Annotated in this window: 26 protein-coding genes and 1 pseudogene; 4 read left to right on the top strand and 23 right to left on the bottom strand. The window is 70.7% G+C overall.

The annotated features are described in order from the left end of the window. Nucleotides 1–2: 2 nt before the first annotated feature. The 3 genes from ACFV0T_RS12235 to ACFV0T_RS12225 form a co-directional block, all read right to left on the bottom strand. Entirely contained in the window at nt 3–398 is a 396-nt protein-coding gene (locus ACFV0T_RS12235) for a roadblock/LC7 domain-containing protein (protein WP_385777287.1), read from the bottom strand. A 13-nt stretch (nt 399–411) separates the two neighbouring features. Continuing rightward, nucleotides 412–1,302, bottom strand: a complete 891-nt coding sequence (locus ACFV0T_RS12230; protein ID WP_385777285.1) for a MarR family transcriptional regulator — start codon at nt 1,300–1,302, stop codon at nt 412–414. A 178-nt stretch (nt 1,303–1,480) separates the two neighbouring features. Beyond that, nucleotides 1,481–2,437 carry a LysR substrate-binding domain-containing protein gene (locus tag ACFV0T_RS12225; protein WP_385777283.1) on the bottom strand — a complete coding sequence of 319 codons (957 nt, stop codon included), beginning with the start codon at nt 2,435–2,437 and terminating at the stop codon, nt 1,481–1,483. Between the two features lie 133 nt (nt 2,438–2,570). Between ACFV0T_RS12225 and ACFV0T_RS12220 the strand changes: the two genes are divergently transcribed. Next, the gene (locus tag ACFV0T_RS12220; RefSeq protein WP_385777281.1) at nt 2,571–3,125 is read left to right on the top strand and encodes a peroxiredoxin; all 555 of its coding nucleotides are present in this window, start codon (nt 2,571–2,573) and stop codon (nt 3,123–3,125) included. A gap of 1 nt (nt 3,126) precedes the next feature. Further along, complete coding sequence (locus ACFV0T_RS12215; RefSeq protein WP_385777397.1) at nt 3,127–3,660, top strand: alkyl hydroperoxide reductase; 534 nt, start codon at nt 3,127–3,129, stop codon at nt 3,658–3,660. A gap of 194 nt (nt 3,661–3,854) precedes the next feature. Here the strand turns inward: ACFV0T_RS12215 and ACFV0T_RS12210 are convergent, their stop codons facing one another. From ACFV0T_RS12210 to ACFV0T_RS12190, 5 genes are all read right to left on the bottom strand, one after another. After that, a complete protein-coding gene (locus ACFV0T_RS12210) occupies nt 3,855–5,201 on the bottom strand; it encodes an AI-2E family transporter (protein WP_385777279.1) in 1,347 nt (448 codons plus the stop codon). A gap of 134 nt (nt 5,202–5,335) precedes the next feature. Next, nucleotides 5,336–6,037, bottom strand: a complete 702-nt coding sequence (locus tag ACFV0T_RS12205) for a lytic transglycosylase domain-containing protein (RefSeq protein ID WP_385777277.1) — start codon at nt 6,035–6,037, stop codon at nt 5,336–5,338. A 409-nt stretch (nt 6,038–6,446) separates the two neighbouring features. Then, nucleotides 6,447–7,772 carry a PhoH family protein gene (locus tag ACFV0T_RS12200; RefSeq protein ID WP_385777275.1) on the bottom strand — a complete coding sequence of 442 codons (1,326 nt, stop codon included), beginning with the start codon at nt 7,770–7,772 and terminating at the stop codon, nt 6,447–6,449. 378 nt (nt 7,773–8,150) lie between these two features. Continuing rightward, nucleotides 8,151–8,924, bottom strand: coding sequence for an isoprenyl transferase (locus tag ACFV0T_RS12195; RefSeq protein ID WP_385777273.1), 774 nt, complete (start codon nt 8,922–8,924; stop codon nt 8,151–8,153). Nucleotides 8,925–9,794: 870 nt separating this feature from the next. Further along, complete coding sequence (locus ACFV0T_RS12190; protein WP_385777271.1) at nt 9,795–10,628, bottom strand: methyltransferase domain-containing protein; 834 nt, start codon at nt 10,626–10,628, stop codon at nt 9,795–9,797. 108 nt (nt 10,629–10,736) lie between these two features. Between ACFV0T_RS12190 and ACFV0T_RS12185 the strand changes: the two are divergent. Continuing rightward, a pseudogene (locus ACFV0T_RS12185) lies at nt 10,737–11,229 on the top strand (DinB family protein). A 13-nt stretch (nt 11,230–11,242) separates the two neighbouring features. On the opposite strand, the gene ACFV0T_RS12180 reads toward ACFV0T_RS12185, so the two are convergent. After that, complete coding sequence (locus ACFV0T_RS12180) at nt 11,243–12,118, bottom strand: LLM class flavin-dependent oxidoreductase (protein WP_385777269.1); 876 nt, start codon at nt 12,116–12,118, stop codon at nt 11,243–11,245. A gap of 97 nt (nt 12,119–12,215) precedes the next feature. On the opposite strand from ACFV0T_RS12180, the gene ACFV0T_RS12175 reads away from it, so the two are divergent. Further along, a complete protein-coding gene (locus ACFV0T_RS12175; RefSeq protein ID WP_385777267.1) occupies nt 12,216–12,611 on the top strand; it encodes a DUF192 domain-containing protein in 396 nt (131 codons plus the stop codon). A 12-nt stretch (nt 12,612–12,623) separates the two neighbouring features. Here the strand turns inward: ACFV0T_RS12175 and ACFV0T_RS12170 are convergent, their stop codons facing one another. From ACFV0T_RS12170 to ACFV0T_RS12105, 14 genes are all read right to left on the bottom strand, one after another. Continuing rightward, nucleotides 12,624–13,235, bottom strand: coding sequence for an OmpA family protein (locus ACFV0T_RS12170; RefSeq protein ID WP_385777265.1), 612 nt, complete (start codon nt 13,233–13,235; stop codon nt 12,624–12,626). 8 nt (nt 13,236–13,243) lie between these two features. Continuing rightward, a complete protein-coding gene (locus tag ACFV0T_RS12165) occupies nt 13,244–13,825 on the bottom strand; it encodes a hypothetical protein (RefSeq protein ID WP_385777263.1) in 582 nt (193 codons plus the stop codon). 33 nt (nt 13,826–13,858) lie between these two features. Further along, a complete protein-coding gene (locus ACFV0T_RS12160) occupies nt 13,859–14,455 on the bottom strand; it encodes a pilus assembly protein TadG-related protein (protein ID WP_385777395.1) in 597 nt (198 codons plus the stop codon). Next, nucleotides 14,452–14,682 (bottom strand): hypothetical protein, encoded by a 231-nt coding sequence (locus ACFV0T_RS12155; RefSeq protein ID WP_385777261.1) that lies wholly within the window; start codon nt 14,680–14,682, stop codon nt 14,452–14,454. Before ACFV0T_RS12155 ends, ACFV0T_RS12160 begins: the two co-directional genes overlap by 4 nt. A 120-nt stretch (nt 14,683–14,802) precedes the next feature. Next, nucleotides 14,803–15,561: a response regulator gene (locus ACFV0T_RS12150; RefSeq protein ID WP_385777259.1), complete on the bottom strand. Its 759-nt coding sequence runs from the start codon at nt 15,559–15,561 to the stop codon at nt 14,803–14,805. After that, on the bottom strand, nt 15,558–16,763 hold the full coding sequence (locus tag ACFV0T_RS12145; protein ID WP_385777392.1) for a sensor histidine kinase: 1,206 nt from the start codon (nt 16,761–16,763) through the stop codon (nt 15,558–15,560). Before ACFV0T_RS12145 ends, ACFV0T_RS12150 begins: the two co-directional genes overlap by 4 nt. 258 nt (nt 16,764–17,021) lie before the next feature. Continuing rightward, entirely contained in the window at nt 17,022–17,924 is a 903-nt protein-coding gene (locus tag ACFV0T_RS12140) for a DUF5936 domain-containing protein (protein ID WP_385777257.1), read from the bottom strand. A 22-nt stretch (nt 17,925–17,946) separates the two neighbouring features. Continuing rightward, on the bottom strand, nt 17,947–18,891 hold the full coding sequence (locus ACFV0T_RS12135; RefSeq protein WP_385777255.1) for a type II secretion system F family protein: 945 nt from the start codon (nt 18,889–18,891) through the stop codon (nt 17,947–17,949). A 28-nt stretch (nt 18,892–18,919) separates the two neighbouring features. Next, complete coding sequence (locus ACFV0T_RS12130; RefSeq protein WP_385777253.1) at nt 18,920–20,257, bottom strand: CpaF family protein; 1,338 nt, start codon at nt 20,255–20,257, stop codon at nt 18,920–18,922. A 44-nt stretch (nt 20,258–20,301) separates the two neighbouring features. Then, on the bottom strand, nt 20,302–20,658 hold the full coding sequence (locus tag ACFV0T_RS12125) for a TadE/TadG family type IV pilus assembly protein (protein ID WP_385777251.1): 357 nt from the start codon (nt 20,656–20,658) through the stop codon (nt 20,302–20,304). Between the two features lies 1 nt (nt 20,659). Further along, on the bottom strand, nt 20,660–20,989 hold the full coding sequence (locus ACFV0T_RS12120) for a pilus assembly protein (RefSeq protein ID WP_385777249.1): 330 nt from the start codon (nt 20,987–20,989) through the stop codon (nt 20,660–20,662). A 332-nt stretch (nt 20,990–21,321) separates the two neighbouring features. Then, entirely contained in the window at nt 21,322–22,578 is a 1,257-nt protein-coding gene (locus tag ACFV0T_RS12115) for a CpaE family protein (RefSeq protein ID WP_385777247.1), read from the bottom strand. Nucleotides 22,579–22,586: 8 nt separating this feature from the next. After that, nucleotides 22,587–23,294: a Flp pilus assembly protein CpaB gene (cpaB, locus tag ACFV0T_RS12110; RefSeq protein ID WP_385777244.1), complete on the bottom strand. Its 708-nt coding sequence runs from the start codon at nt 23,292–23,294 to the stop codon at nt 22,587–22,589. 91 nt (nt 23,295–23,385) lie between these two features. Further along, complete coding sequence (locus ACFV0T_RS12105; RefSeq protein ID WP_385777390.1) at nt 23,386–24,195, bottom strand: hypothetical protein; 810 nt, start codon at nt 24,193–24,195, stop codon at nt 23,386–23,388. Nucleotides 24,196–24,398: the final 203 nt, after the last annotated feature.

Below are 24,398 nucleotides of genomic sequence, written 5' to 3'. Positions count from 1 at the left end.
CTTCACACTCCCTCGGAAGCTTTGGTGTCCTGCGCGGTGAGGATCGAGCCGATCCTGCTCAGGGCCGGCTGGGTCGCCGTGTGCAGGCGGTCCACGTCCATGCCCTCGTCGCCGAGTACGACCATCAGCGCGGTGTCGCCGACGGCGTAGAAGGCGGCGCAGCCGTGGCTGCCGTAGGTGACCGTCCGGTGCAGGGCACCGCGGTCGGTCGCCTCGGCGGTGCGGCGGGCGAGTCCGAGGCCGGCCGCGGCGAGGGCGGCGAGGCCCTCCGGATCGATGGAGTCGGCGGTGTCGGCCGCGATGAGCAGCCCGTCCGCCGCGGCCACCGCGGTGTCGGTGATACCGGTCACCTGCTCACGCAGGCCGCGCATTTCCTGCGCCAGAGCCTTGTGATCCATGTATGCAACTCCCCTAATTCCGATCGCATTTGTTCTTCTTTTTCGTGTGGGGGGACATGGGGTCTGTTTCGCGGTGGGATTTCCTGCGGGGCAGCACGGTGGGGCGCGGGGGTGGTTCGGGCGGCGGGGGCGCCTCCCGGGGATGCACGCTCTGGACGTCGGGCGGCAGCCGGACCGGAATGGGCACGGGTGAGTCGGCGCACTCCAGCAGCCCTTCGCCGAGCATCCGGGCGAGTTCGACGGAGACGGTGTAGACCCCACGCCCGGTACGGAACGCCAGGTCCCGGGCGGTACGGCGGCCGTCGGCATGAACGAGCAGCTCGCTCTGCAGTGCGGTGAGCCGGACTCCGGCGCGGGAGACCAGCGCGGGTACCGGCCGCTCCCGCTCCGGGCGCACGGGATACGGCAGTGCGGCGAGAGCCGCCAGTTTGCGGGTCGCGTCCTGAAGCAGCCGGGCGGACGCCTCCCCCACGGCGACCGGGGCGGCGGGCGGCTCGGCCCCGTCGACCGGTTCACAGCCGTCGACCTGGCCCGCGACGACCGCGAAGGCCGCGTCCTGCAACGCCATCATGCAGACCACCCTGAGCTGGGCGGCTCCGGCGTACCCGTGGGCGATCAGGCCGCCGGCCGGCCAGCGCGAGCCGCCCGACTCCCGCAGCAGCGCGCCCCACTGCTCGCCGGTGACCCGGCCGGAGCGCAGCAGCAGCGCGCCGGGGCCCGGGGCGCCGGGGCTCTCGACCGAGACGACGAGTCCGTTGCGCAGGTGAAAGGTGCCGCCAGGGGATCCGGCCACCCTCAGTTCCCCCGTGAACCACTCCCGTCCGCAGTCCAGCAACGCACGCGACAACAGGTCGTAGCCGACCCGGCCGAGGGAATCCCGAGTGCCCTCCCGAATACCCGACATCACTCCCCTTGGGATTTCGCACATACGACTGACGCATAGCGCTGAGGGGGTATGTGTATCAGCCGGGGCGCATATTCCGGACGGGGTCTCCCCACCTGTCTTCAGGTGACGGAAGTTGAAGTGTCGAGCCGTTCAAAGAGCATTGTCCGGTGCGCATTTGAACGATTGGGCGAGGCTTTCAGACGCCTTCGTCGAGCAGCCGCACCGGCAGCGGGCGCAGCGACTCCCGCAGCGCGCACGCCAGTTCCCGGTACTCGGCGCCGCGCGCGGCCCCGGCGCGCATGGCGAGGGCGATCCGCCGGCTCGGGGCGGGGTCGGCGAAGGAGCCGGTGCGCAGCTCGGTGCTGCGGGTCGTCTCCACCCTGACGGCGGTGCGTGGCAGCAGGGTGCAGCCGAGACCGCCGGCCACGAGCTGGACGAGCGTGGACAGACCGGCGGCGGTCGTGGTCACCGGGGCGTCCTCGCGCCCGGCCTCGCGGCAGATGTCCAGAGCCTGGTCGCGCAGACAGTGGCCCTCGTCGAGGAGCAGCAGGTTCAGCTCCCGCAGCGCCTCGCGGGGGATTCCCTCTTGGCCGCCGAGCCGGTGGTCGAGGGGCGTGACGAGCACGAAGTCCTCGTCGAAGAGCGGGAGTTCCACCACACCCGGCATGCCGAGCGGCACCGCGAGCAGCAGCAGGTCGAGCCGTCCGCCGGTGAGGCCGTCGAGCAGGTTCGCGGTCTGCTCCTCGTGGACCTGGAGGTCGAGGTGCGGATAGCGGTCGTGGACAAGACGCAGGACGGTGGGCAGGAGGTAGGGCGCGACGGTGGGGATGACCCCGAGGCGCAGGACGCCGGTGAAGGGCGCGCGGACCGCTTCCGCCTCCTCCAGCAGCGCGCCGACCTCCTCCAGGACGGCCTTCGCGCGTACGGCGAGCCGGGCGCCGGCCGGGGACAGCAGCACCTTGCGCGTCGTGCGCTCCAGCAGCGTCACGCCGAGCGTCTCCTCCAGTGCGGCGACGGCACCGGAGAGCGCGGGCTGGCTCATGCCGATCGCCGCGGCGGCGTCGCGGAAGTGGAGATGCTCGGCCACGGCGGCGAAGGCCCTCAGCTGGGCGAGGCTGGGCTGCCTCCTCTTGCTCCCATTACCAAAAGTCACTAATAACCGCCTCCGATCAACACAACCGAGTGTATCAATTTCCCTAATCAATGCACTCTGTGCCAACATCACCAGCGTCCAACCCATGGGAAACACCCCCGGAAGAGGTGTTTCTTCGTTGCAAGGAGAGCGTGTGCTCACTGTCGGTGACAAGTTCCCCGAGTTCGAACTGACCGCCTGCGTCTCGCTGGAGAAGGGCAAGGAGTTCGGGACGATCGACCACAAGACCTACGAGGGCAAGTGGAAGATCGTTTTCGCGTGGCCCAAGGACTTCACCTTCGTGTGCCCGACCGAGATCGCGGCCTTCGGCAAGCTGAACGACGAGTTCGCCGACCGTGACGCCCAGGTGCTCGGCTTCTCCGGTGACTCCGAGTTCGTGCACCACGCCTGGCGCAAGGACCACGACGACCTGCGTGACCTGCCGTTCCCGATGATGGCCGACTCCAAGCACGAGCTCATGCGTGACCTGGGCATCGAGGGCGAGGACGGCTTCGCCAAGCGCGCCGTCTTCATCGTCGACCAGAACAACGAGATCCAGTTCTCCATGGTGACCGCCGGTTCCGTCGGCCGTAACCCCAAGGAGGTCCTGCGGGTCCTGGACGCGCTCCAGACGGACGAGCTGTGCCCGTGCAACTGGACCAAGGGCGAGCAGACGCTGGACCCGGTCGCGCTGCTGGCCGGTGAGTGAGTTGTCCCTCGACTCCCTCAAGTCCCGCGTCCCGGACTACGCCAAGGACCTGAAGCTCAACCTGGGTTCGGTCATCGGCAACTCCGACCTGCCCGCACAGCAGTTGTGGGGCACGGTCCTGGCGACCGCGATCGCCTCGCGGTCGCCGATCGTGCTGCGTGAGCTGGAGCCGGAGGCCAAGGCGGCCCTGTCGCCGGAGGCGTACACGGCGGCCAAGGCCGCGGCCGCGGTGATGGCGATGAACAACGTCTTCTACCGCACCCGGCACCTGCTGTCGGACCACGAGTACGGCACCCTGCGCGCGGGTCTGCGGATGAACGTCATCGGCAACCCCGGTGTCGACAAGGTCGACTTCGAGCTCTGGTCCTTCGCGGTCTCGGCGATCAACGGCTGTGGCATGTGCCTCGACTCGCACGAGCAGGTGCTCCGCAAGGCGGGCGTCGAGCGTGAGGTCGTCCAGGAGGCCTTCAAGATCGCCTCGGTGATCCAGGCGGTCGGCGTCACGCTGGACGCGGAGGCGGTGCTGGCGGAGTAGCTCCGCCCATCGGTTCGCTTCGGGCCCCGTTCACCCCCGTGAGGGGTGGGCGGGGCCTCGGCGTGTCCGCCCCCAGGCCGCCCCCTCCCGTCCCTGGGGGCTGCCCGCCCCCAGGCCCCCGCCTCGGCCTCGAACGCCGGACCGGCTGATTCCGGTCCCTCCGGCGCCTGAGGAGCGGGGGACGGGACGGGCGCCTATGCCTTCGGTGTGTCTGTGTCCACCGGGGACGGTTCCACGGCTGTCGCGCCCCGCGGGGCGGGGGACGTGCGCGGGGCCGAACTCTCGGAGTACGAGCGCAGGTAGCCGACGACCGTGTTCGTCACCGCCACCAGCGGCACCGCCACCACCGCACCGCCGATCCCGGCGACCATGCCGCCCGCGGCGACGGAGAGGACCACCGCGAGGGGATGGACCCGGACCGCGCGGCCGAGGATGAACGGCTGGAGGATGTGGCCCTCGATCTGCTGGACCGCGAGGACCACCACAAGGGTCATGAGCGCGGTGAAGACGCCCTGGGTGACCAGGGCGACGACGACCGCCAGCGCACCCGAGGCCACCGCGCCGACCAGCGGGATGAAGGAGAAGAGGAAGATGAAGACGGCCAGCGGGACGGCCATCGGGACGTCGAGGAAGTAGATGCCCAGGCCGATGAAGGTCGCGTCGATCAACGCGACTATCACCGTGCCGCGGACGTAGGCGGTGAGCGTGCGCCAGGCGCGCGGTCCGGCGCCGGCGACCCCGGGACGGGCCGCGGCGGGAACCAGCTTCAGCGACCACTCCCAGATGCGCCGGCCGTCGTAGAGCAGGAAGAGGGTCGAGAAGACGGTCAGGAGGATGCCGGTCAGGGCCTCGACCACGACCGTGACGCCTTCCAGGCCCGCCGAGGTGATCTGGTCCGTGTTGGCGCCGATCGCCTCGCGCAGGTTCTTGGCGATCTTGTTGATCTGTTTGTCCGTGACGTGGAAGGGGCTGTTCAGCAGCCACTTGCGCAGTTCGTCGATGCCGTCCTGGACCTGGGTGGAGAGGTTGTCGATGTTCTCCACGACCTGCCAGGTCACGAACCACCCGATCAACCCCATGACGACGAAGCCGAGGATCGCCGTGAGGGCGGTGGCCAGGCCGCGCGGCACGCCGAGGCGCCGCAGCCGGGCGACCGTCGGCTGGAGCAGGGCGGTGATGAGCAGTGCCGCCACGAAGGCGAGCACCACGAGTTGGACCGCGCTGATGACCCTCATCAGCACCCAGACGGTCCCCGCGAGGACCAGCAGCCGCCAACTCGCCTCGGCCGCGACCCGAACACCCCATGGAACCGCCTGCACGGGGTCGGGGCGGACGGCGACCGCGACGGTCTGATGACCGGCGGACGCGGGCTCGTGCGCGTGCTCGGCCGGTGGGGGCGGCGGAGCCGACGGCGCCGGCGCGGGCGGCGGTTCGGAGTCCGCCTGCTCCCGCTCGAACTCGGCCCTGCGCTTGTCGAGACGCTCACCCATCTCGCTCAGTCCGGAGCCGAGCCGACTGAGCCACCCTGGAACTCGCGACATGATCCGCTCTCTTCCCCCGATTCTCCTCACCACTCCCCCCTGGAGTCGTCGCATCCGACCGTACATGGCGAAAGCCCCTCCCCCTAGGACGGGGAGGGGCTTCGCAAGGTTGAGCACCGACGGCCGGGGCCGGTCTAGTACCAGTGGTTCGCCTGCCAGAAGGACCACGCCTCGCAGGGGCTGCCGTAGCGGCCGTCCATGTAGCTGAGGCCCCACTTGATCTGGGTGGCCGGGTTCGTCTGCCAGTCCGAGCCCGCGGAGGAGTACTTGGAGGCGGGCAGCGCCTGGAAGAGGCCGTAGGCGCCGGAGGAGGCGTTGACGGCGTGGTAGTTCCAGCTGGACTCGTGGTCCACGATGTTGCTGAAGCACTGGAACTGGGCGCTCGGCACCATCTGGCGCGCCATCGCCTGGATCTGCCCGACGCTGTAGGAGCTCTGCACGCTGAAGCTGGAGGCGTCACGCGTGCTGCGGCTCGCCGCCTCCTTCTCCTCGGCGCGCTTCTTGGCCGCCTTCTCGGCTGCTTCCTTCTTCGCGACGGCGCTCTCGGCGGCAGCCTTACGGGCCGCCTCCTCGGCGTCCTTCTTGGCGCTCGCGTCGGCGGCGATGGCCTGGGCGTCGGCCTGCTGCGTCAGGGACGCGGTCTGCACCTGGGCCTGCTGACCCGCGGGTATGTCCGCGAGGAGCGTCGAGTCGCTTGCCGTCGCCTCTGCGTCGATGGGCTGCGCGCTGCTGCCCGAGGCGACGCCGACGACGCTTCCGACGGCGGTGACCGCGGTGGCCGAAGCCACTGCGAATCCCCGGACCGAGATCCGGCTCACACGGTTTCCTTCCAGCATCGCCCGCTTCGGTGACCCTGGCGGACGCAATCGTGCCCTGAACGCTGGCCTCCCCACTACGTGGTCACGGGAGGCACGGGCCCGATGGGCAACTCCCTGCTCGGGAGCGCCGCGTGAAGAGCGGGCGGCATACGACGACGCTATGGAGTTGGCACTGGTGCTACTGCGGTCCCGTACCGCTGGGGGTACAGATGTGTCGTATGCGGGGCCTGACAGGAGTGAGACTCTGCCGTAACCCGACGCCGGGAGGCAATTCCGAGTTGCGTGTGAAAGCTCACATCTCGTTTGGCCCCGGGGATTTCGCGAAACGACCACACGCGAAGGCGCCGCCCGACTAGGCTCATTGCCTTCTCGGGCGGCGCCAACCAACGAGTAACCGGACCCGATTGGACAACCGGGAAACGGTTTCTCAGATCTGTACGTCCTCCAGCATTTCGGTCACAAGCGCCGCGATCTGGGACCTCTCGGACCGGGTCAGCGTCACGTGCGCGAAGAGCGGGTGCCCCTTCAGCTTCTCCACGACGGCGACCACACCGTCGTAGCGACCGACCCGCAGATTGTCCCGCTGGGCCACGTCATGGGTCAGAACCACCCGGGAGTTCGCGCCGATTCGGGACAGAACGGTCAGCAGGACGTTCCGTTCGAGCGACTGCGCCTCGTCCACGATCACGAACGCGTCGTGGAGCGAGCGCCCGCGGATGTGGGTGAGCGGGAGGACCTCCAGCATCCCGCGCGCGGTGATCTCCTCGATGACCTCACGGCTGGTGACCGCGGAGAGGGTGTCGAAGACCGCCTGGGCCCAGGGGCTCATCTTCTCGGACTCGGAGCCGGGCAGATAGCCCAGCTCCTGACCGCCCACCGCGTACAGCGGACGGAACACCATCACCTTCTGGTGCTGTCGGCGCTCCAGGACCGCCTCCAGACCCGCGCACAGCGCCAGCGCCGACTTGCCGGTGCCGGCCCGCCCGCCCATCGACACGATCCCGATGTCCGGGTCGAGGAGCACGTCGAGCGCGATCCGCTGCTCGGCGCTGCGCCCCTTGATGCCGAACACCTCGCGATCCCCGCGCACCAGGCGGACATTGCCCTCGGGAGACACCCGGCCGAGCGCCTTGCCGCGCTCCGACTGGATGGTCAGGCCGGTGTGCACCGGGAGGTCGGAGGCCTCCGGCGCGTACACATGCCCTTCCTCGAAGAGGACGTCCACCTGTTCGCCGGACAGCGTCAGTTCGGACATTCCGGTCCAGCCGGAGGAGCCCGTGATGGCGAGTTCGGCGCGGTACTCCTCGGCGAGGAGCCCCACGGACGACGCCTTGATCCTCAGGGGCAGGTCCTTCGACACGACGGTGACGTCGAACCCCTCGGCCTGAAGATTTCGGGCCACCGCGAGGATGCGGGAGTCGTTGTCCCCCAGGCGGTAGCCGGAAGGCAGCACGCTGGGGTCCGAGTGGTTGAGCTCGACACGCACCGTGCCGCCGAGATCCCCGATCGGGATGGGGGAATCAAGACGGCCGTACCGGACCCGGTAGTCGTCGAGCAGGCGCAGGGCCTGCCGGGCGAAGTAACCGAGTTCGGGATGGTGCCGCTTGGCCTCCAGCTCCGTGACCACGACGATCGGGAGCACGACCTCGTGCTCGTCGAACCGGGTCAGGGCGTTCGGGTCGGCCAGCAGGACGCTGGTGTCGAGAACATAGGTGCGCCGGTCTGGCATACGGCGCTTTGTGCTGGTCACCACGGAAGGACGTACCCCCTCGGATGAGGTCGGGGAGCGACGAGAAGGAGCTGGGCCGGTTGACGGCGCCGATGCACGGCGGGCCGAGAACCGGCCCTCCGCGGCTGCGTCCGTGCGGGGAACACACGGTCGGGCTGGTGCAAAGGGCCTCCCGGGCGGACGGCCCCGAGCCGTCCGCTGAGATGCGGTACCCGTGGTTCGGGCACCGACCTGCTTGGCTTATGCCCTCGAACACGCACGGCCATGCCACGGCATATGACGGCGCGCCGGTGAACTCCGTGTTACGTCCGCGTCGAGCGGGACCCCCGGGGCCTCTCGCGGGCCGTACGGGTGACCGGGCGGCCCCGTCCCGAACTGTCCTGAACCGTCCCCCGGCCCGTCCTAACCGCCGTAGCGGCGGTGACGTGCGGCGTAGTCGCGCAGGGCGCGCAGGAAGTCGACCTTGCGGAAGGCCGGCCAGAAGACCTCACAGAAGTAGTACTCCGAATGGGCCGTCTGCCACAGCATGAAACCGGACAGCCGCTGCTCGCCACTGGTGCGGATCACGAGGTCGGGGTCGGGCTGGGCGCCGGTGTAGAGATGGCGGCCGATCATGTCGACGTCGACGGACTCGGCGAGTTCCTCCATCGAGACGCCCTTGTCCTGGGCGTCGAGGAGCATCGAGCGGACGGCGTCGGCGATCTCCTGGCGGCCGCCGTACCCGATGGCGACGTTGACCAGTATCCCGTCGACGTGGGCGGTGGCCTCCTCGGCCTCCTTCAGCACGGTCTGCATCCCGGAGGGCAGCAGGTCGGAGGTGCCGACGTGGTGCACGCGCCAGCGTCCGTCGGCGGCGAGGGTGCGTACGACGTCCTCGATGATGCCGAGGAGCGGGACGAGCTCCTCCTTGGCGCGGTCGAAGTTGTCCGTCGACAGCAGCCAGAGGGTGACGACTTCGACATCCGTCTCGGTGCACCAGCCGAGGAACTCCTCGATCTTGTGTGCACCGGCCCGGTGGCCCTGCGCGGTGGTGGAACCCGCGGCCTTCGCCCAGCGTCGGTTGCCGTCCATGATCACGCCGATGTGCTTGGGCACCTGAGCGTGGTCCAGGTGGCCTTCCACCCGGCGTGCGTACAGCCTGACCAGCAGGCCGCGCAGCCTGTCGCGCAGGTTCACGTGATTGTCAGCCCCTCCGTACGGTGGCGGTCCCCGCGGGCGAAGCCTACCGCTGCGCGGCTGGGGCGCGGTTCTGGGGGCACCTTGGCCCTGCCTCGTGGCCGCCTGGGCGTCGGGGGGCCGCGGGGCGGCGAGCGCGGTGCTCGCGGGCGCGGAGAAGCCGGTGGGCGCGCGGGGCCGGAGAGCGGGCTGCTCGCGGCGGCGGAGAGCGGGCTGCTCGCGGGCACAAAAAACGGGCCGGTCCGTGGGGGGGAGACGGACCGGCCCGAGGGGGGGTTTCCACCATAACCCTTCGTAAGTGATGCTGCGCGCATCGGCGTGCCACAACTACTCTCCGGAGTCGGCCGACGACGCCTCAGTGGTCGCGGAAGGGGGGATTCAGGGCCCACCCATGGCCGAAACAGGGCGGATTGCCGGGCGTTTCGCCTGAGATGCGGAGAGATTCGGAGGGTTTGGTGTGCCTGCAGAGTCCCGGGCGTGTCGCCCCCGGTTCCCCCCGCCGGACGACCCCGACCGCGAACGCGCGCTTGACGCCGGAGCACCGGCCGGCCCGACGGGCCCGGCACCGCGCAGCCCCCTCCACTGCGCGGTACCGCCGCGCAGCTTTGCTCACGCGAATTGCCTATGCCGAATTTACGTGAGGCCAGGGCGTGGAGGCGAGCCGCACCGATAACGATGTGGAAACCCTGTGGAGAATCGGCGGTGATCTGTCCGGGCGCGAGCGGATCACCCGATTCGCCCCGCACCGGTGGGAAGCGGTGGCCCGCCCGAGCGACCACGGCGAGGCGGGCAGGCCGCGGCCGACGACCGTTCCTGGCCACTTTCCGGAGGGCGGCCCCCAAACCGGTGAAATAGGCGCCCGAAGCACCCCTATGGCGTGTCGACGGCCAGGGGCCGGCGGGCGTCGACGAGATGGCGCGTGCTGTGGGCGACGAACGGGCCCTCGGCCTCGATACGTTCGTGCAGGGCGCGCAGCCGGGGCTCGTACGCCGCCACCGTGAAGCCGGGAACCATCCAGATCACCTTGCGCAGGAAGTGGACGACGGCGGCGATGTCGTGGAACTCCACGCGCAGCCGCTCCGCCCGCAGCTCGACGATCTCCAGCCCGGCCGCCTCGGCCTCGGCGCGCTCGCGGTCGGGGTGGCGAGGGCCCCGTGCCGGGTCCGGCAGCGGGCCCAGGAAGTGGTCGACCAGTTCGTGGACGCTGCCGGGCCCCACGTGCTGGGCGAAGTACGTGCCGCCGGGTGCGAGGACCCGGGCGATCTCCGCCCACCGGGGCCGTACGGGGTGGCGGCTGACGACCAGGTCGAAGGTGCCGTCCGCGAAGGGCAGCGGTGCGTCCTCCGGGGCGGCGACGACCGCGACGCCGCGCGGGCGGAGCAGGGCGGTCGCCTTGGCCGTGTTGGGCGGCCACCCCTCGGTGGCGGCGGTCAGCGCAGGCGTCCTCGCGGCACGGCCGAGAGCGAAGTCGAGTACCTCCCCTCCCCCGGTCTGCACGTCGAGCGCGGCGGTGGCCGTCGCCAGGCGCCCCGCCAGCGACACCGCGTAGCCCCAGGACGGCCGCTCCTCGGTGGCCCGGCCCTCGAACCAGGAGAAGTCCCAGCCGTCGGTGGGCACGGCGGCGCCCTCCGCGAGGAGGTCCTCGAAAGCGTCCTCGGCGCCCCTGGGGCCCTTCGTGTCCTCGGTGTCCTCGGTGTCACGCATTCGGTGATCGTGGCAGGGCGGTGTCAGTGCGCGCTACCAATTTCCGGCGGCATGACGCAACCTGACGCCAACGATGCTTCCCCCGCCGCCGTGCCCGCCGTCCCCGGCATGCCGTACCGGGGTGGGGAGAAGGAGACCCTGCACGAGAGCCTGGACCGGCACCGGGACGCGGTGGTGCGGAAGCTGGAGGGGCTGGACGACGAGCAGCTGCGGCGGCCGATGACACCGTCGGGGACCAGTCTGCTCGGGCTGGTGAAGCATCTCGGATCGGTGGAGTACGGCTGGTTCGCGGAGACCTTCGGCCGCGAGACCGAGCCGCTGTGGTTCGACCCCTACGAGGGCGAGGACATGCGCGCCGACCGGGGCGAGACGACCGATCAGATCGTCTCCTTCTACGCCCGTGCCCGCGCCGCAGCCGACCGCACCATCGCCGAGCTGTCCCTGGACGCCCCGGGCCGCCCGGCCGGCCTGGCGCGGGGACGAGGTGTCGCTGCGCTGGGTCCTCGTCCACATGGTCGAGGAGACGGCGAGACACGCGGGTCACATGGACGTCGTACGGGAGCTGATCGACGGGGCCGCGGGGGATCGCCGGCCGGAGTGAGTACGGCCGCCGGTCAGCCGAGCAGCGGCCGAACCTCCTGGGCCGTGAACCGTACGAAGCCCTCGGGGTCGGGCTCGTCCCCCGTCGGCTGGAGGATCACCGTGTCGGCGCCCGCGTCGGCCAGCCGCCGGACCGCCTCGGCGACGGCGGTCGCGTCCCCTGCGACACCGAGGCCGGGAACGTCGGCGACGCCCTCGTACGCCAGCTCGGCCCGCAGCCGGGCGGCGGCGTCGGGGCCGGTCGCGGTGAGGAGGTAGACGACGACCTGATGCGGGTCGGCGCGGCCGGCCGCCTCGCGGCCCTCGTCGATCAGCCGACGGGCCCGGCGGACGCCGTCGGGCGCGGTGGAGGCGGTCAGGACGGTGCCGTCGGCGGCCTCGCCGGACAGCCGCAGGGTGCGCGGCCCGGTGGCGCCGGCCAGCACCTCGACGGGGGCGCCCTGCGGCGGCCAGTCGAGGCCCACGTCGTCGAGCGTCACGTACCGACCGTCGGTCGTCAGGCGCTCCCCGCGCAGCAGGGCCCGCAGCGCCTGGAGATGCTCGCGCAGCAAGGTCAGCGGGGACTGCGCGCGGGCCCCGACCTGCCCCATCCAGTCCTGGACGCCGTGTCCGACGGCGAGGACGGCGCGGCCCGGGAACATCCGGTGCAGCGAGGCCGCCTCCATCGCGGTGACGGCGACGTTGCGCAACGGCACGGGCAGCAGACCGACCCCGACCCGCACGCGCTCGGTCCACGCGAGCGCGGCCGCCGCCGTCGAGATCCCGCCCTCGCGGAAGCAGTCCTCCCACAGCCAGAGCTCTTCGAGACCCGTCTCGTCCGCGAGGCGGGCCACCGCACGCAGCCGCTCGGGAGGGAGTTGGGGACGGAACACCGCGCCGAGTCCGGTCATGCGGACTTCCTATCGGGCTCCGGCCCGCCCCACAACTCCTTTACCGGCACGCGCCGTGGACGGTTACCGCCGGGCCGGAACGGGGGAGGTGACCGGCATGGGGCGACGCTGGCGGGACGGGCGGGGCGAACTGGTGGTGCGGCGGGGGCCGGAGGGGGAGGCCGACGGCGGGGGCGAGGGAGACGCGGTGACCGTGGCTCTGGAGATCGCCACGTCGTACCGGGCCCGTACGAAGGGCCTGCTGGGCCGGGACTCCGTCGACGGGGCCCTGCTGCTCTCCCCCGCGGGCAGCGTGCACACCTTCGGCATGCGCATCCCCATCGACGTGGCCTACGTCGACCGCCGCCTGCGCGTCATCGCCGTCCGGACGATGCGGCCGGGGCGGCTGGGGCTGCCTCGGCCGCGCTCCAGGCACGTCCTGGAAGCGGAGGCCGGGGCGATGGCCGAGTGGGGGCTGCGGGCCGGCTCGCTGGTCACCGTCCGCACGGAGTGACCAGGCCGCGCGTCAGCTCTCCGAGCGCGGGAACGAGACCTCCACCCGTCGGTTCTTCTTCCGGCCCTCCTCCGTCGCGTTCGACGAGATCGGATACTGCTCGCCGTAGCCGCGCACCTCGAACGTGATGCTCGCGTCGTTCAGGTCCTGGGAGAGGACGACCTGCACGGCGTTGGCGCGCTGCTTCGACAGGACGTCACCGTGGGCCGAGCTGCCGAGGTTGTCGGTGAAACCGAAGACGCGGACGTTCGTCGCGTTCTGCTTCTTGATCTCCTCGGCGATCGCGGCGATCCTCGCCTTCGCGTCGGGGCTCAGCTTCGCGCTGTCCTTGCCGAACAGCACCTCCGCCTGGAGGGCGAACTTCACGGACGAGTTGGTGTCCTCCCGGCGCTCGTCTCCGGACTGGTCCTCCACGACCGACTTGATGTCGAGGACTTTGGGGGAGGCGAGGGTGGCGCCCTCGGGCAGCTTGAGATCGGGATCGTTCGGGTCGACCTCGACGGGGGCGGAGGCGGAGGCCTCGGTGCCCGGGGGGACGCTGGGGCTGTCATCGGCCTGGGCGGTGCCGGCCGCGTAGATGTTCGCGGCGATCAGAGCGGAAACGGCGAGGGCGAGGCGGGTCATGGTGGGCCTCAGCCGGAGATCTGGATCGTGCCGCTGGGGAAGGTCGGCAGTTGGAAGGTGACTTCCGTCGTACTTGTTGGCGGTGCGGGGAACTGCATGAAGACGGGTAGAGACTGACCTGCCTCGAGGGTCCCAAGGCCGGTCGTCGTGAGAGGTCGACCTTCGGTGTCGCGCAGTGTGTAGTAGCGCTTCTTACTCTTGGCGTCGACCAGGGTGGCTCCGCCGAGCGACGGTCCATGCTTCACGATCTCAGTCTCGTCACCACTGGTCTGTGCTGGGATGACCACCGCTTTAGCACCATCATTCTTCAGATTTCCGCTAACCGTGATGAAACCGCCCGAGTCCCTTTCGGCAGAGGTGACTTGCAGCAGTAGACCGTCCACCCCTTTGAGCTCAGCCATAGGTGCCTCCGACTGTCCCTCCTGAGCACTCGGCTCAGATCCACCGCTCTTGGAACCGGAACTAGAAGACTCAGGCTTCTTGTCATCGTTGCCACTGCCGCTGCAGCCGACCATTCCCATAGCCAGTCCCCCTGCAACGGTCAGCGCGACCACACACCTGCATGCCCTCGCAGTGAACCGAACGCTCATCGCTCTGCTTCCTTATCCACTCGTTGTTCGCTGTCAGTCGGCCAGGTGGACGTCGAACAGGTCCTGGGCTTCAGGCAGTGTCGTGCTGTCGTCCGGGTCCAGATGCCAGTCCCGGTCTTTGCAGATGAGCTGTGGCAGTTCGTTCTCCCCCGCATCCTCGCCTAGGAGGTCGAACGCACAGAGCGGCTCGATCACCGCAGTAGCAGATGCCTCCGAGAAGGTGCCTTCCGTGCCCGGGACGACAGAGTCCCCAACAGGCTTGTCCGTCTGAACGTCGACCTTGTAATCGAGAGGGCCATCGCTACCGCAACCAGTCACGTGGGCCTCGTTCTGCGCGGCCAATTGGTAAGCCCGCCAGCACGAAGGATCGACGCTCGTCTTGCCGTCGAAGATGTCCTGCCACCTCGTAGGATCGAGTACATCTGTGAGCCATTGCCCCGCAAGCTGATCTCTGGTGTCCTGAGCCGCAGCGAGGGCTGCCGCATCGGCAGCGGTCTGGGCACCGCTTCTGTTCGCCGCCGCTTGGCCTACCGCCAGATAAGCGAGCGCAAGAAAGAGCAGGCCCGCCACCACCGTGATGTAGATGGGGAAGGCCTGCCCTGTATCACTGAACTTACGCAGCGGCCTCAGGTGATTTCGTTGATCTTCGCCTGAATCTTGTTGAGGATCGTCTGGCCGATGTTCGTACCCGTAATAGCCAGCACGATCGCCACCACCACCGCGATGATGCCCAGATACTCGACCGCGGTCTGACCCGCGTCGCCGCTCCGGCGTCGCATCGCCTCCGCCGTCGTGTTCTTCCAGCCGTTCACGCGGATCTTGGCCGCGACGGCCGTCTTCAGCATGAGGTCGCTCATGGTGTGCCCCTCCAGGTGTCGCGTCGCAGGGAACGTACGCCGGAACACCTGACTCCGAGAAGGGTCCCGGGACCCAATTCCGGGCCCAATCCGGGCCCAGCCGGCTGCTCCCCCGCCCGGTCATCGGGTCGCTCCGAGCCACTTGGCGGTGGCCTCCGCCCGGCTCGTGCTGTGCAGCTTGGCGAAGATCCGGTTGATGTGGTTCTTGACGGTCTTCTCGCTGATGAAGCACGTGGCGGCGATCTGCTGGTTGCTCATGCCCGACGCGATGAGGTCCATGATCTCCCCCTCCCTCGTGCTGAGTTGGGCCGGCGACGACAGTGCCGACGTCGATGACGACTGTCCCACATCTGATTGCATGTGCGAAAGGTTTTGTGGAGAAGTTGTACGCGACAAAGGTCGGGATGCCTCGTCGGCATGTGCAGTCGCACCCACCTCCCGCAGCTGAGCCAGCAGGGCGTCCGCCGCGGTCGCCGTGAAATGGGCCCTTCCGTCCCTGATGTCCCGTACTGCCGAGACGAGTTGGTCCACGGTGAACTCGCCGTGGACCAGATAGCCGCCCGCGCCTCTGAGCAGGGCCTCCCGGACCGTCCCCGACTCCCTGGTGTACGTCAGCATCAGCACCGGGGCGATCCGGACCAGGTACGGGAGGGCCGAGAGGCCGTCCACGCCGGGCATACGGACGTCCAGGAGGACCACGTCGGGGCGGTGGCGGTCGGCCGCCTCGCAGGCTTCGTGGCCGTCGGCGGCCTGCGCGACGACCGTGATGTCCTCGCGACCGGAGAGCAGGGCCGTGAGGCCCGCGCGAACCACGGGGTTGTCGTCCGCCACGACGACCCGCAGGGGCTTCACGGGGGTGCGGGGTGGTCGGTCCGTCATCTCGGGGCCTCCTCTCGGGCCGGGGCCGCCGCCAGTTCCAGTTCCAGGCTGACCTCGGTGCCCCGGGGATGACCGCCGCGGCCGATGTGGATGCGGGCGCCGACCGCCGCGGCCCGTTCGACCATGCCGAGCAGACCGAAATGGCCTTCCCTGCGCAGCCGTTCGAGGGTCGTGTCGGGGGGCAGACCGCGGCCGTCGTCGTAGACGCTGATGCGCAGCAGGTCGCCGTGGACGCCCGCGTGGACGTCGACGTGGGTCGGGGCCGCGTGCCGGTGGGCGTTCTCCATGGCCTCGGCGGCGATGGTCAGAAGCTGGCGGGCCACGGCGGGCGGGAGTGCGGGCGGGTCCTTGGCCGGCTCGCCCGTGGGGTGGTAGGTGGCCGGGAGGCCGGTACGGCTGCTGAAGTCGTTGGTGCGGGTGGCCAGTTCGCCCAGGACGTCGGTGGCGTCGGGGGCGGTCCGGGCGCGCAGGTCGGTGAGGAGTTCGCGGGACTCGGACGCGGCACGGCGGGCCGAGCGGGCCACCAGTTCCGCCTGCTGCCGGACCAGGGCCGGGTCCATCCCGTCCGTGCGGGCGGTGGCGGCCAGGGCCTCCGCGGCCAGGGCCACTCCGTGCAGGGTCTTCGCCACCGAGTCGTGCATCTCGCGGGCCAGGCGGGCCCGTTCGGCGGCCACCGCCTCCGTCACGGCCAGCCGGGACTGCACGGCGGTCAGGGCGTGGGTGGCGGCGCCGAAGCGCAGCAGCAGGCCGCGCAGGGTGGAGCCGAGGGCGCCGGTGATGACGCAGAGGCCGGGCAGGAGCAGGGACTCGGCGAGGTCGGCGCGCAGGTCCTTCGTCGCCGCGTAGACCAGCAGGAGTATCCCCGACTGGAGGGAGGCGAAGCAGGCCGCGCCGCGCCAGCTGTAGACGATGCCGGCGAGGAGGGGGGTGCAGACGCTGACGTAGGCGAGGGTCGTGTCCGGGCCCGCGGAGATCAGGAGCAGCGAGCCGAAGAGGGTGTCCACGGCCAGGAGGGTGGGGTGGCGCAGGAGGAGCGGGCCGAAGCGTTCCCAGTCGCGGAAGAGGACGTAGCTCGTCATGAAGGTGACGACCACGGCCGCTCCCACCAGGCGGGCCCCCAGGCCGGGTTGGGCGTTGAGCAGGGCGGCGGGGGTGGCCAGGGCGATCATCGCCAGGCGGAAGCCGAAGACCTGGCGGCACATCGCCTGGAGGGCGTTGACCTGGATGGGGATCGTCGGGGGCGCGGCGGCCTTCCTCCCGGCCGCTGCCACCTCTCCCCCTGCCGTCTCCGTCCCCCCTGCCGTCTCCGTCCCACCCGCCGTGGCCGTCCCCCCTGCCGTGGCCGTCCCCCCTGCCGTCGCCGCTCCCCCTACCGTCGTCGCCGCCCGCCCCGGGCCGCGCCGCAGCCGTACGCCCCGTCGCCTCGGCGTCTCCGTCATCGTCGCCGTCATCCGCCCCGCCTACTTCCCCGTGATGGAGCCGAAGTCCGTGCCCGAGCCCAGCAGCAGGCCCGCGCCGAGCAGGAGCATGGTGGCCGGGACCATGAACGTGGTGATCACCAGCGTGGCCCTGGGGACCGCGCGGGCGGCCTTGCGGCGGGCGTTCTGCGCGTCCGTACGGCGCATGTCCTTGGCGATGGCCACCAGCGTGTCGACGATGGGGGCGCCCAGTTCCTCGCCCTGCTGGAGGGCCGTCACGAACATGGCGACCTGTTCGGAGTCGTTGCGGCGGCGCAGTTCCGTGAAGGCCTGGCGGCGGCTCATGCCGAGGTCCATCTGGCGCAGGGTGATGCGGATCTCGTCCGCCCACGGGCCCTCGTAGCGGGTCGCCACGCGGTCCAGGGCCTGGCGGAAGCCGAGGCCGGCGCCGACCACGACCGCGAGCACGTCCAGGAAGTCCGGCAGCGTGCGTTCGATGACGTCCCGGCGGATGCGGATGGCCGCCCAGATGCCGACCTCGGTCCAGAACGCGCCGAAGGCCAGCAGGAGCAGGGCCATGAGGTACTGGCCGCGCAGCGCGAAGACCAGGGCTCCCAGGCCGCCGAGTCCGCCGTAGACCGCGCGGCGGGCCGCGTAGCGGTCGATCGTGAGGCCGCCCGGGTTGCCCGCCAGGTCGATCCTGCGGCGGTACCGTGCGACCAGCCTGGGGCCCATCAGGCGCAGTACGGCGGGGGCGTACCGCATGCCGAGCCGGTCGACGAGCGAGTCGACCGCGCCGGTGCGGGTGGCGCCGACCTCCAGGGCCAGCGCGAGGTCGGTGGGCAGCTTGGCGTCCGCCCGGTACATGCGGATGCCCGCGAAGGCACCCCACACGCTCAGGCCCATGAGCAGGGCCAGTGCGAGTCCTACCTGTGGTCCGGACACGAGATCCTCTCCTCTCCCGCGCTCAGACGTCGATCCGGGACATACGGCGGATGAGGACGAACCCGACCGCGTACAGCCCGAAGGCGATGATCACGCAGGCCTGGCCGGCGGTCGAGCCGGTCATACGGTCCAGGGCGCCGTCCTTGACCCCGTTCATCAGGAACAAGGAGCCGATGCCGAGGACGGGTACGGCGTACGACGTCATGTTGACCTGGGAGAGCTGGGTGCGGATCTCACGGCGGGTCTCCTTGCGTTCCTCCAGCGTCTCGGTGAGGTTGCGCAGCGCGCCCACCACCTGGCCGCCCGCCCGGTTGGACAGGACGAGGGTGGTGACCAGGACGACCAGTTCGCGGGACGGCAGCCGGTCCGCGAGCTCGCCCAGCGCGTCGTCGATGGACTGTCCGATCGCCAACTGGTCCGCCACCTTGCCCAGTTCCTCGCCGGCCGGGGCTTCCAGCTCTTCGGCCGCCATGCCGATCGCGGTGCGCAGGGCGAGGCCGGCCTGGGTGGCGTTGGCCAGGATGCGGGCGAGTTCAGGGAGTTGGTTGATGAACTTCTCGATGCGTTTCTGGCGTTGCCAGTTCAGGAACTGCAGGGCCGCCCAGATGCCGACGAGGCCGGCGATCGGGCCGAAGAAGGGGGCCAGGGAGGCCTGCCCGACCAGGAAGAGGCCGGCCACCGTCGCCGCCATGTAGGCGAAGAACTCCCCCGGGGTCACGTCCAGGCCCGTCGCGGCCAGCTTGAGTTCCAGCTTCCGGCCCGTCCTCGTGCGGCGCAGCCGGCGGTCGAGGTTGCGGAAGCGGCGTCGGCGGCCGATGACGGGGACCTGGCCGGTGTGCGAGAGCCGCTCGACGAGTGCGGCCCGCTGGGCCCGCCCTGTGGCGTAGACGTGCAGGCCGATGACGGCGAGGGCGCAGGTCAGCAGGGTGACGCCGGTGGTGAGGGTGATGCGCGTCTGGAGATCCATGGGGGCTGGTCCGTCCTGTCTCTACGCTCTACCTGGCTTCGCGGATGGCCAGCTGGTCCGTCGTGTGGGCGACGCCGAAGGCCTGGGGGAGGGGCTGGCTCGCCATGTAGAGGCGGTCGGCGGTACGGCGTGGGATCGGGTAGTACCGGAAGGCGCCGTGGACACGGCCGTCGGCGGCCATCGGCCGGGCGTCGAAGCGGGCCACGGTGGTCAGCCGGTAGGGCTCGCCGCCATGGCTGTCGAGGAGGGCGACCTCGGTGACGCGGCGGGCGCCGTCGGCGAACCGGGTGAGCTGGATGAGGACGTCGACGGCGCTGTTGATCTGGTCGTGCAGCGCGACGAAGGGGACCTCGACGTCCGACATGGACGCCAGGGTCTGGAGGCGGGTGAGGGCGTCCTCGGCGCTGTTGGCGTGGACGGTGGCGAGCGAGCCGTCGTGGCCGGTCGACATCGCCTGGAGCATGTCGAGGGATTCGCCGCCGCGGACCTCTCCGACCACGATCCGGTCGGGACGCATACGCAGCGAGTTGCGGACCAGGTCGCGGATGGTGACCTGGCCCGTGCCCTCGACGTTCGGGGGCCGTGACTCCAGGCGGATCACATGCGCCTGCTGGAGCTGGAGCTCCGCCGAGTCCTCGATGGTGATGATGCGCTCGCCGCTGGGGATCAGGCCGGACAGGGCGTTGAGCAGGGTGGTCTTCCCGGTGCCGGTCGCGCCGGAGACGATGATGTTGAACTTGGCCTGCACCAGGGCGGCGAGCAGGAACAGCATGTGTTCGTCGAGGGAGCCGAAGGAGACCAGTTCCTGGAGCGTGTAGGAGCGCGGGAAGCGGCGGATGGTGAGGGTCGGCCCGGTCAGGGACAGCGGGGGGATGATGACGTTGACGCGCTCGCCGGACGGGAGGCGGGCGTCGACCATCGGGTTGGACTCGTCGACCCGGCGGTTGACCGTGGAGACGATGCGTTCGATGGTCTGCATCAGCTGCTCGGCGGAGGCGAAACGCAGGGGCAACTGCTCGACGCGGCCGCCGCGTTCCACGAAGATCGCGTCCGGGCCGTTGACCATGATCTCCGTGATCGACGCGTCCTCGAGGAGCGGTTCCAGGATGCCGAGGCCGAGCGCCTCGTCGACGACCCGGCGGATCAGCTGGGAACGCTCGGCCGTGGACAGGACCGGGCCCTCGCGGCTGATGATGTGCCCGAGCACCCGCTCCAGGCGCGCCCTGCGTTCGGCCGCGGCCAGCGAGCCCATCTCCGCGAGGTCGATCTCCTCCAGAAGTTTGGCCCGGTACGAGGCGACCAGGTGGCCGTCCTCGCCCCGGCTGCCGGTCTCCTCGGGGGAGTTGATACGTGCCCGCAGGCTCATGGTCCTGTGCTCCTAGCTCGTACGGTCCCTGTGCGGTAGCCGGGTCAGTGGTCCTTGGGCATCGTGGCTGTTCTGCTCGCCCGTCCGAAGTCCCAGCCGGGGACGACGGAGGGGATGTCGATGGCCGCGGTGACCCGCACGGAGTCGCCCAGGTCCGCGTCGGCACAGGACGTGCCGTCGGCCAGCCAGTCGCTGACCGCGTTCTGGCAGGCCCCCTGGGAGCCCTCGTCGAGCGAGGCGCTGCGCGCCCCGGCGCGGGCCGCGGTGCCGGCCTGCTGGGCGGTGTAGGCGATCAGACCGAGCTGGACACCGGCCAGGGCGACCAGGAGCAGGATCGGGATGAACCCGAGGTACTCGATGGCCACCTGGCCGCGGTCGCGTGACCTGACGTCGTACGACATCTCAGCGCTTCGCCTCCTCCACCGCGCCCGCGTCGCCGTGGACGGTGAACGGGAAGGCGACCGCGCCGGGGAAGAGGACGGGCACCTTGAGCGAGACCGAGGACCTCACATAGCCGCCTCCGGTGGTGCAGCTCACCTGGGCACCCCCCTTCCACGCGTCCGACAGCTTGTCCAGGCCTGCCTGTTGGCAGGCCGCCTGGCGCTCCCCCGGGCGCGCCGCCGTGCCCGCGCGCGCCGCCTCGTCCGCAGCATTCCCGGCGAGCGTGAAGGTGTATCCCACGAGGACGAACTGCCACAGCAGCACCAGCGTGACGATGATGAGCGGGGTCATGCCGAGGAACTCGACGGTGACTTGGCCCCGGTCCGAGCGGAGCGCTCCCCGGTCCTGGCGGTAGGCTCCCCGATCCAGGCGAGACGCTCCCCGATCCAAGCGGGACGCTCCCCGATCCAGGCGAGACGCTCCCCGATCCTGGCGGTAGGCTCCCCGATCCAGGCGAGACGCTCCCCGATCCGAGCGGGACGCTCCCCGATCCAGGCGGGACGCTCCCCGATCCAGGCGGGACGCTCCCCGATCCAGGCGGGAGGCTCCCCGATCCGGGTGGGAGGCTCCCCGGTCCGGCCGGAGGGCTGTCCCGCCCGAGCGGAGGGCTCCGCGGATCCCGTTCATCCCCCGCCGCCCTTCCGCCGCCGCAGGCTCACCGCGCCCCGTTCGCCGCCCCGCCCCCGGCCGCCGCGGTGACCGCTGTCCGCGGGCTTGACCAGGCCGAGTTCGGCGGCGAGGGTCCACAGGGCCTGCTTCACGGTGCCCCGGTTGTCCAGGGCGTGGATACGGCCCGCGTCGACGGCGGCCTGGAGTTCCTTGAAGTTGGCGGGGATCGTGGTGGCGGCGATCCCCGTGCCGGTGATCCGCTGGATCAGCGGGGGCTGGATCTCCGTACCGCGGGTGTGGCGGTTGACGACGACCGTCGTCTCCTCGGCCTTGCGGATCTGGAGGCGGTCCCACATGCGGACCGTGCGCTTGGCGCCCCGGACGGCGACCACGTCCGGGGTGGTGACCAGCAGCGCGGTGTCCGCCATCTCGATGGCGGCCGCGCCGGGACCGCCGAGCTGCGCGCCGCAGTCGATGACGACGACCTCGTAGCGCGAGCGCAGCGCGCTGACCAGTTGGCGGGCGGCCCGGTCGGTGACCTCCTCGCCGCGTTCGCCCTCGCCGGGGGCGAGCAGGAGGGCGACTCCGGTGTCGTGGCGGAAGACGGCGTCGGCCAGGACGCGCGGGGAGATGTCGCTGATGGTGGCGAGGTCGACGACCGAGCGGCGGAACTGCACATCGAGGTAGGAGGCGACGTCGCCGCTCTGGAGGTCCAGGTCGACCAGGACGGTGCTGCGGCCGGACGCCTGGGCGGCGAGGGCGAGTTGGACGGCCGTGAGGGTGGTGCCCACGCCTCCCTTCGCCCCGCTGACCGTGACGACCCTGCCGCCGACGCCCGGCAGTACGTCGGCGCCGTGGCCCAGGTGACGGCGAACGCCGACCGACCACTGGGCCACCGCCTGGACGCGGCCGGCGAGTTCCTCGTAGCTCAGCGGCAGGGCGACCAGGCCGCGGGCGCCGGAGTCCATGGCGGCGGCGAACAGGCCGGGGCCGGCGTCGGTGGTGACGAGGATGACGCCGACCGCGGGGAAGCGCAGGGCGACCTCGCGGATGAGTTCGAGGGCGGGGACCGGGCCGATGCGTTCGTGGACGACCACGACCTCGGGCAGTTCGTCGACCGACTCGGCGGCGAGCCGGGCGAGGGTGTCGACGAGCTGGGTGGAGTCGACGACCGGGGCGACCGGCTCGGCGTCCGGGAGCTGGCTGAGCAGGGTGGTGAGGGACCGGACCGCGTCCGCGTCGCCGACGGCCGGGAGGATCCTCGTGGGCATGGGGCCTCCTACTTGTCGGTCGCGAGTTCGTAGGTCCGGTCCTTGTCGGGGACCGTGGTGCTGCTGCCCGGCGCGACGAGGGCGAGCCGTACCCGCTGCGCGAAGGACTCGGCGTAGGTGATGCGCTGGGCGTCGATGGTGGACAGCGCGAAGGTGATCGGGACGGCGTCGGTGGGCTCTTGGGTACGGTTGTCGGCGTTCGGCTCCAGGGCGGTCAGCTCGCCGACGTCGAGCACCTTCGCGTTCGTCACGATGATCTTGGACTGGGCGGGATCACCCTCCCGCTCGCCCTTGAAGGTGGCGTACACGTTGACCGAGGAGCCAGGCGTGATCTTGCCGGCCACACCGGTCGCCGCGTCGATCATGATGGCGACCTCCTGCTGCCACGGCTGGAGCGCGGGCTGGTCCACGATCATGTCGCTCTGGAGCAGGGAGCCCTCCCGCAGCGTGGTGACGGCGATCTTGCCCCGGATGGCGGCGAGATCGGTGACGGCGTTCTCCGACAGCCAGCGCTCGGGCATCCTGACCTTCTTGAACTGGCCGGCGCTGAGGGTGGTGTAGGGCGCCACGTTCGTCCTGAGCTCGTACGCCGTGACCTCGGGGCCGACCTTGGACTTCACGTCGCTGATGACGGACAGGACGCCGGCGAACGCGCCCAGGGCGCAGACGACCGACAGGAGCAGGAGAAGCACGCCGCGGCGCTGACGGGAGTTCATGAACCGTGCAACCTCATTGGGGGAATCGGTCGAGCGGGCTACTGGAGTCGGCGGGAGCAGGGCGGTCCGGGAAGGCGGTCGAGGAGGCGCGTCAGCCGGCCGGGACCGGAAGGTCGTGGACGGGCGGGGTGGCGGAGCAGAACACACAGCGGTCGCCGATGACGTCGATGCCACACCAGTGGCAGGCGGTCTGCCGCACCGAGGTCACCAACTGGTAGAGCACCGAGAGGTCGGGCAGGTAGGCGCAGAACTCGACCAGCTTCCCGGTCCCCCACCACTCGGCGGACTCGGCCGGCAGCGGCACCTCCCGCAGTCCCTGGACGTTCCAGGACGGGGCGAGGGTGCCGGTGACCCAGTCGGACGGCAGCTGCCCCTTGGCGACCAGCATCGAGGTGGCGAACTCGGGTCCCGCCAGGGTCACTCCGGGACCGATCCGCGCCAGCTGCGGGGCGGGGTGGGCGAGCACGGCGAACTGACTGCCCGGCATCCAGGACCTGGCGTGCGCCTTCAGGTCGACGGGAACGCGGTCGAGTTTGGCGACGGAGCCGAGCAGCGCGCCGGTGTGCAGGTAGTGGGTGAGGAGCCGGCCCGCCGAGGCGAGCACACCGGGGCTGAGGTCGCAGGACGCCAGCTGCCGCAACTGGCGGGCCAGGACGGCGATCCCGAGCGGCGGCAGCTCCGGGTCGAAGAGGGCGATCCGGTCGCTCTCCAGGAGGGAGCGGATGGTGTGCAGCCGCTCCGCCATCGCGGCCGGGGCGGCCGCCGAGCTCAGGACGATCACGTGCCCGTGCTGCTCGATCAGCGCCTGCACGGCCGCCAGGGCCTGGTCGAGCGGTTGTCGGTCGAGGTCGCGCAGCACGGCGGCGGGCAGCGTCCGCTCGTCCTGCGCCGGCAGCGCCATGTCGGCACCGGTCACGGCGATGGCTGTTGGCACGCGCAGCTCCCCGTCCCTCACGCCTGTCGGCGCACCGGTGTGACTCCGGTACACCGAGGTGACTTCACTGCGTGACTACCTGAGCACTGTATCCACGGCTCTGTGAGCGGAGAACAGCGTTTGTGTAGCTGAGAGGGAACTGCTGTTGCACAAGTCACGGCAAAACAGGG

This window comes from Streptomyces sp. NPDC059582, assembly GCF_042735715.1.
Classification (GTDB): Bacteria; Actinomycetota; Actinomycetes; order Streptomycetales; family Streptomycetaceae; genus Streptomyces.
This window is presented reverse-complemented; position numbering and strand designations above follow the sequence as displayed.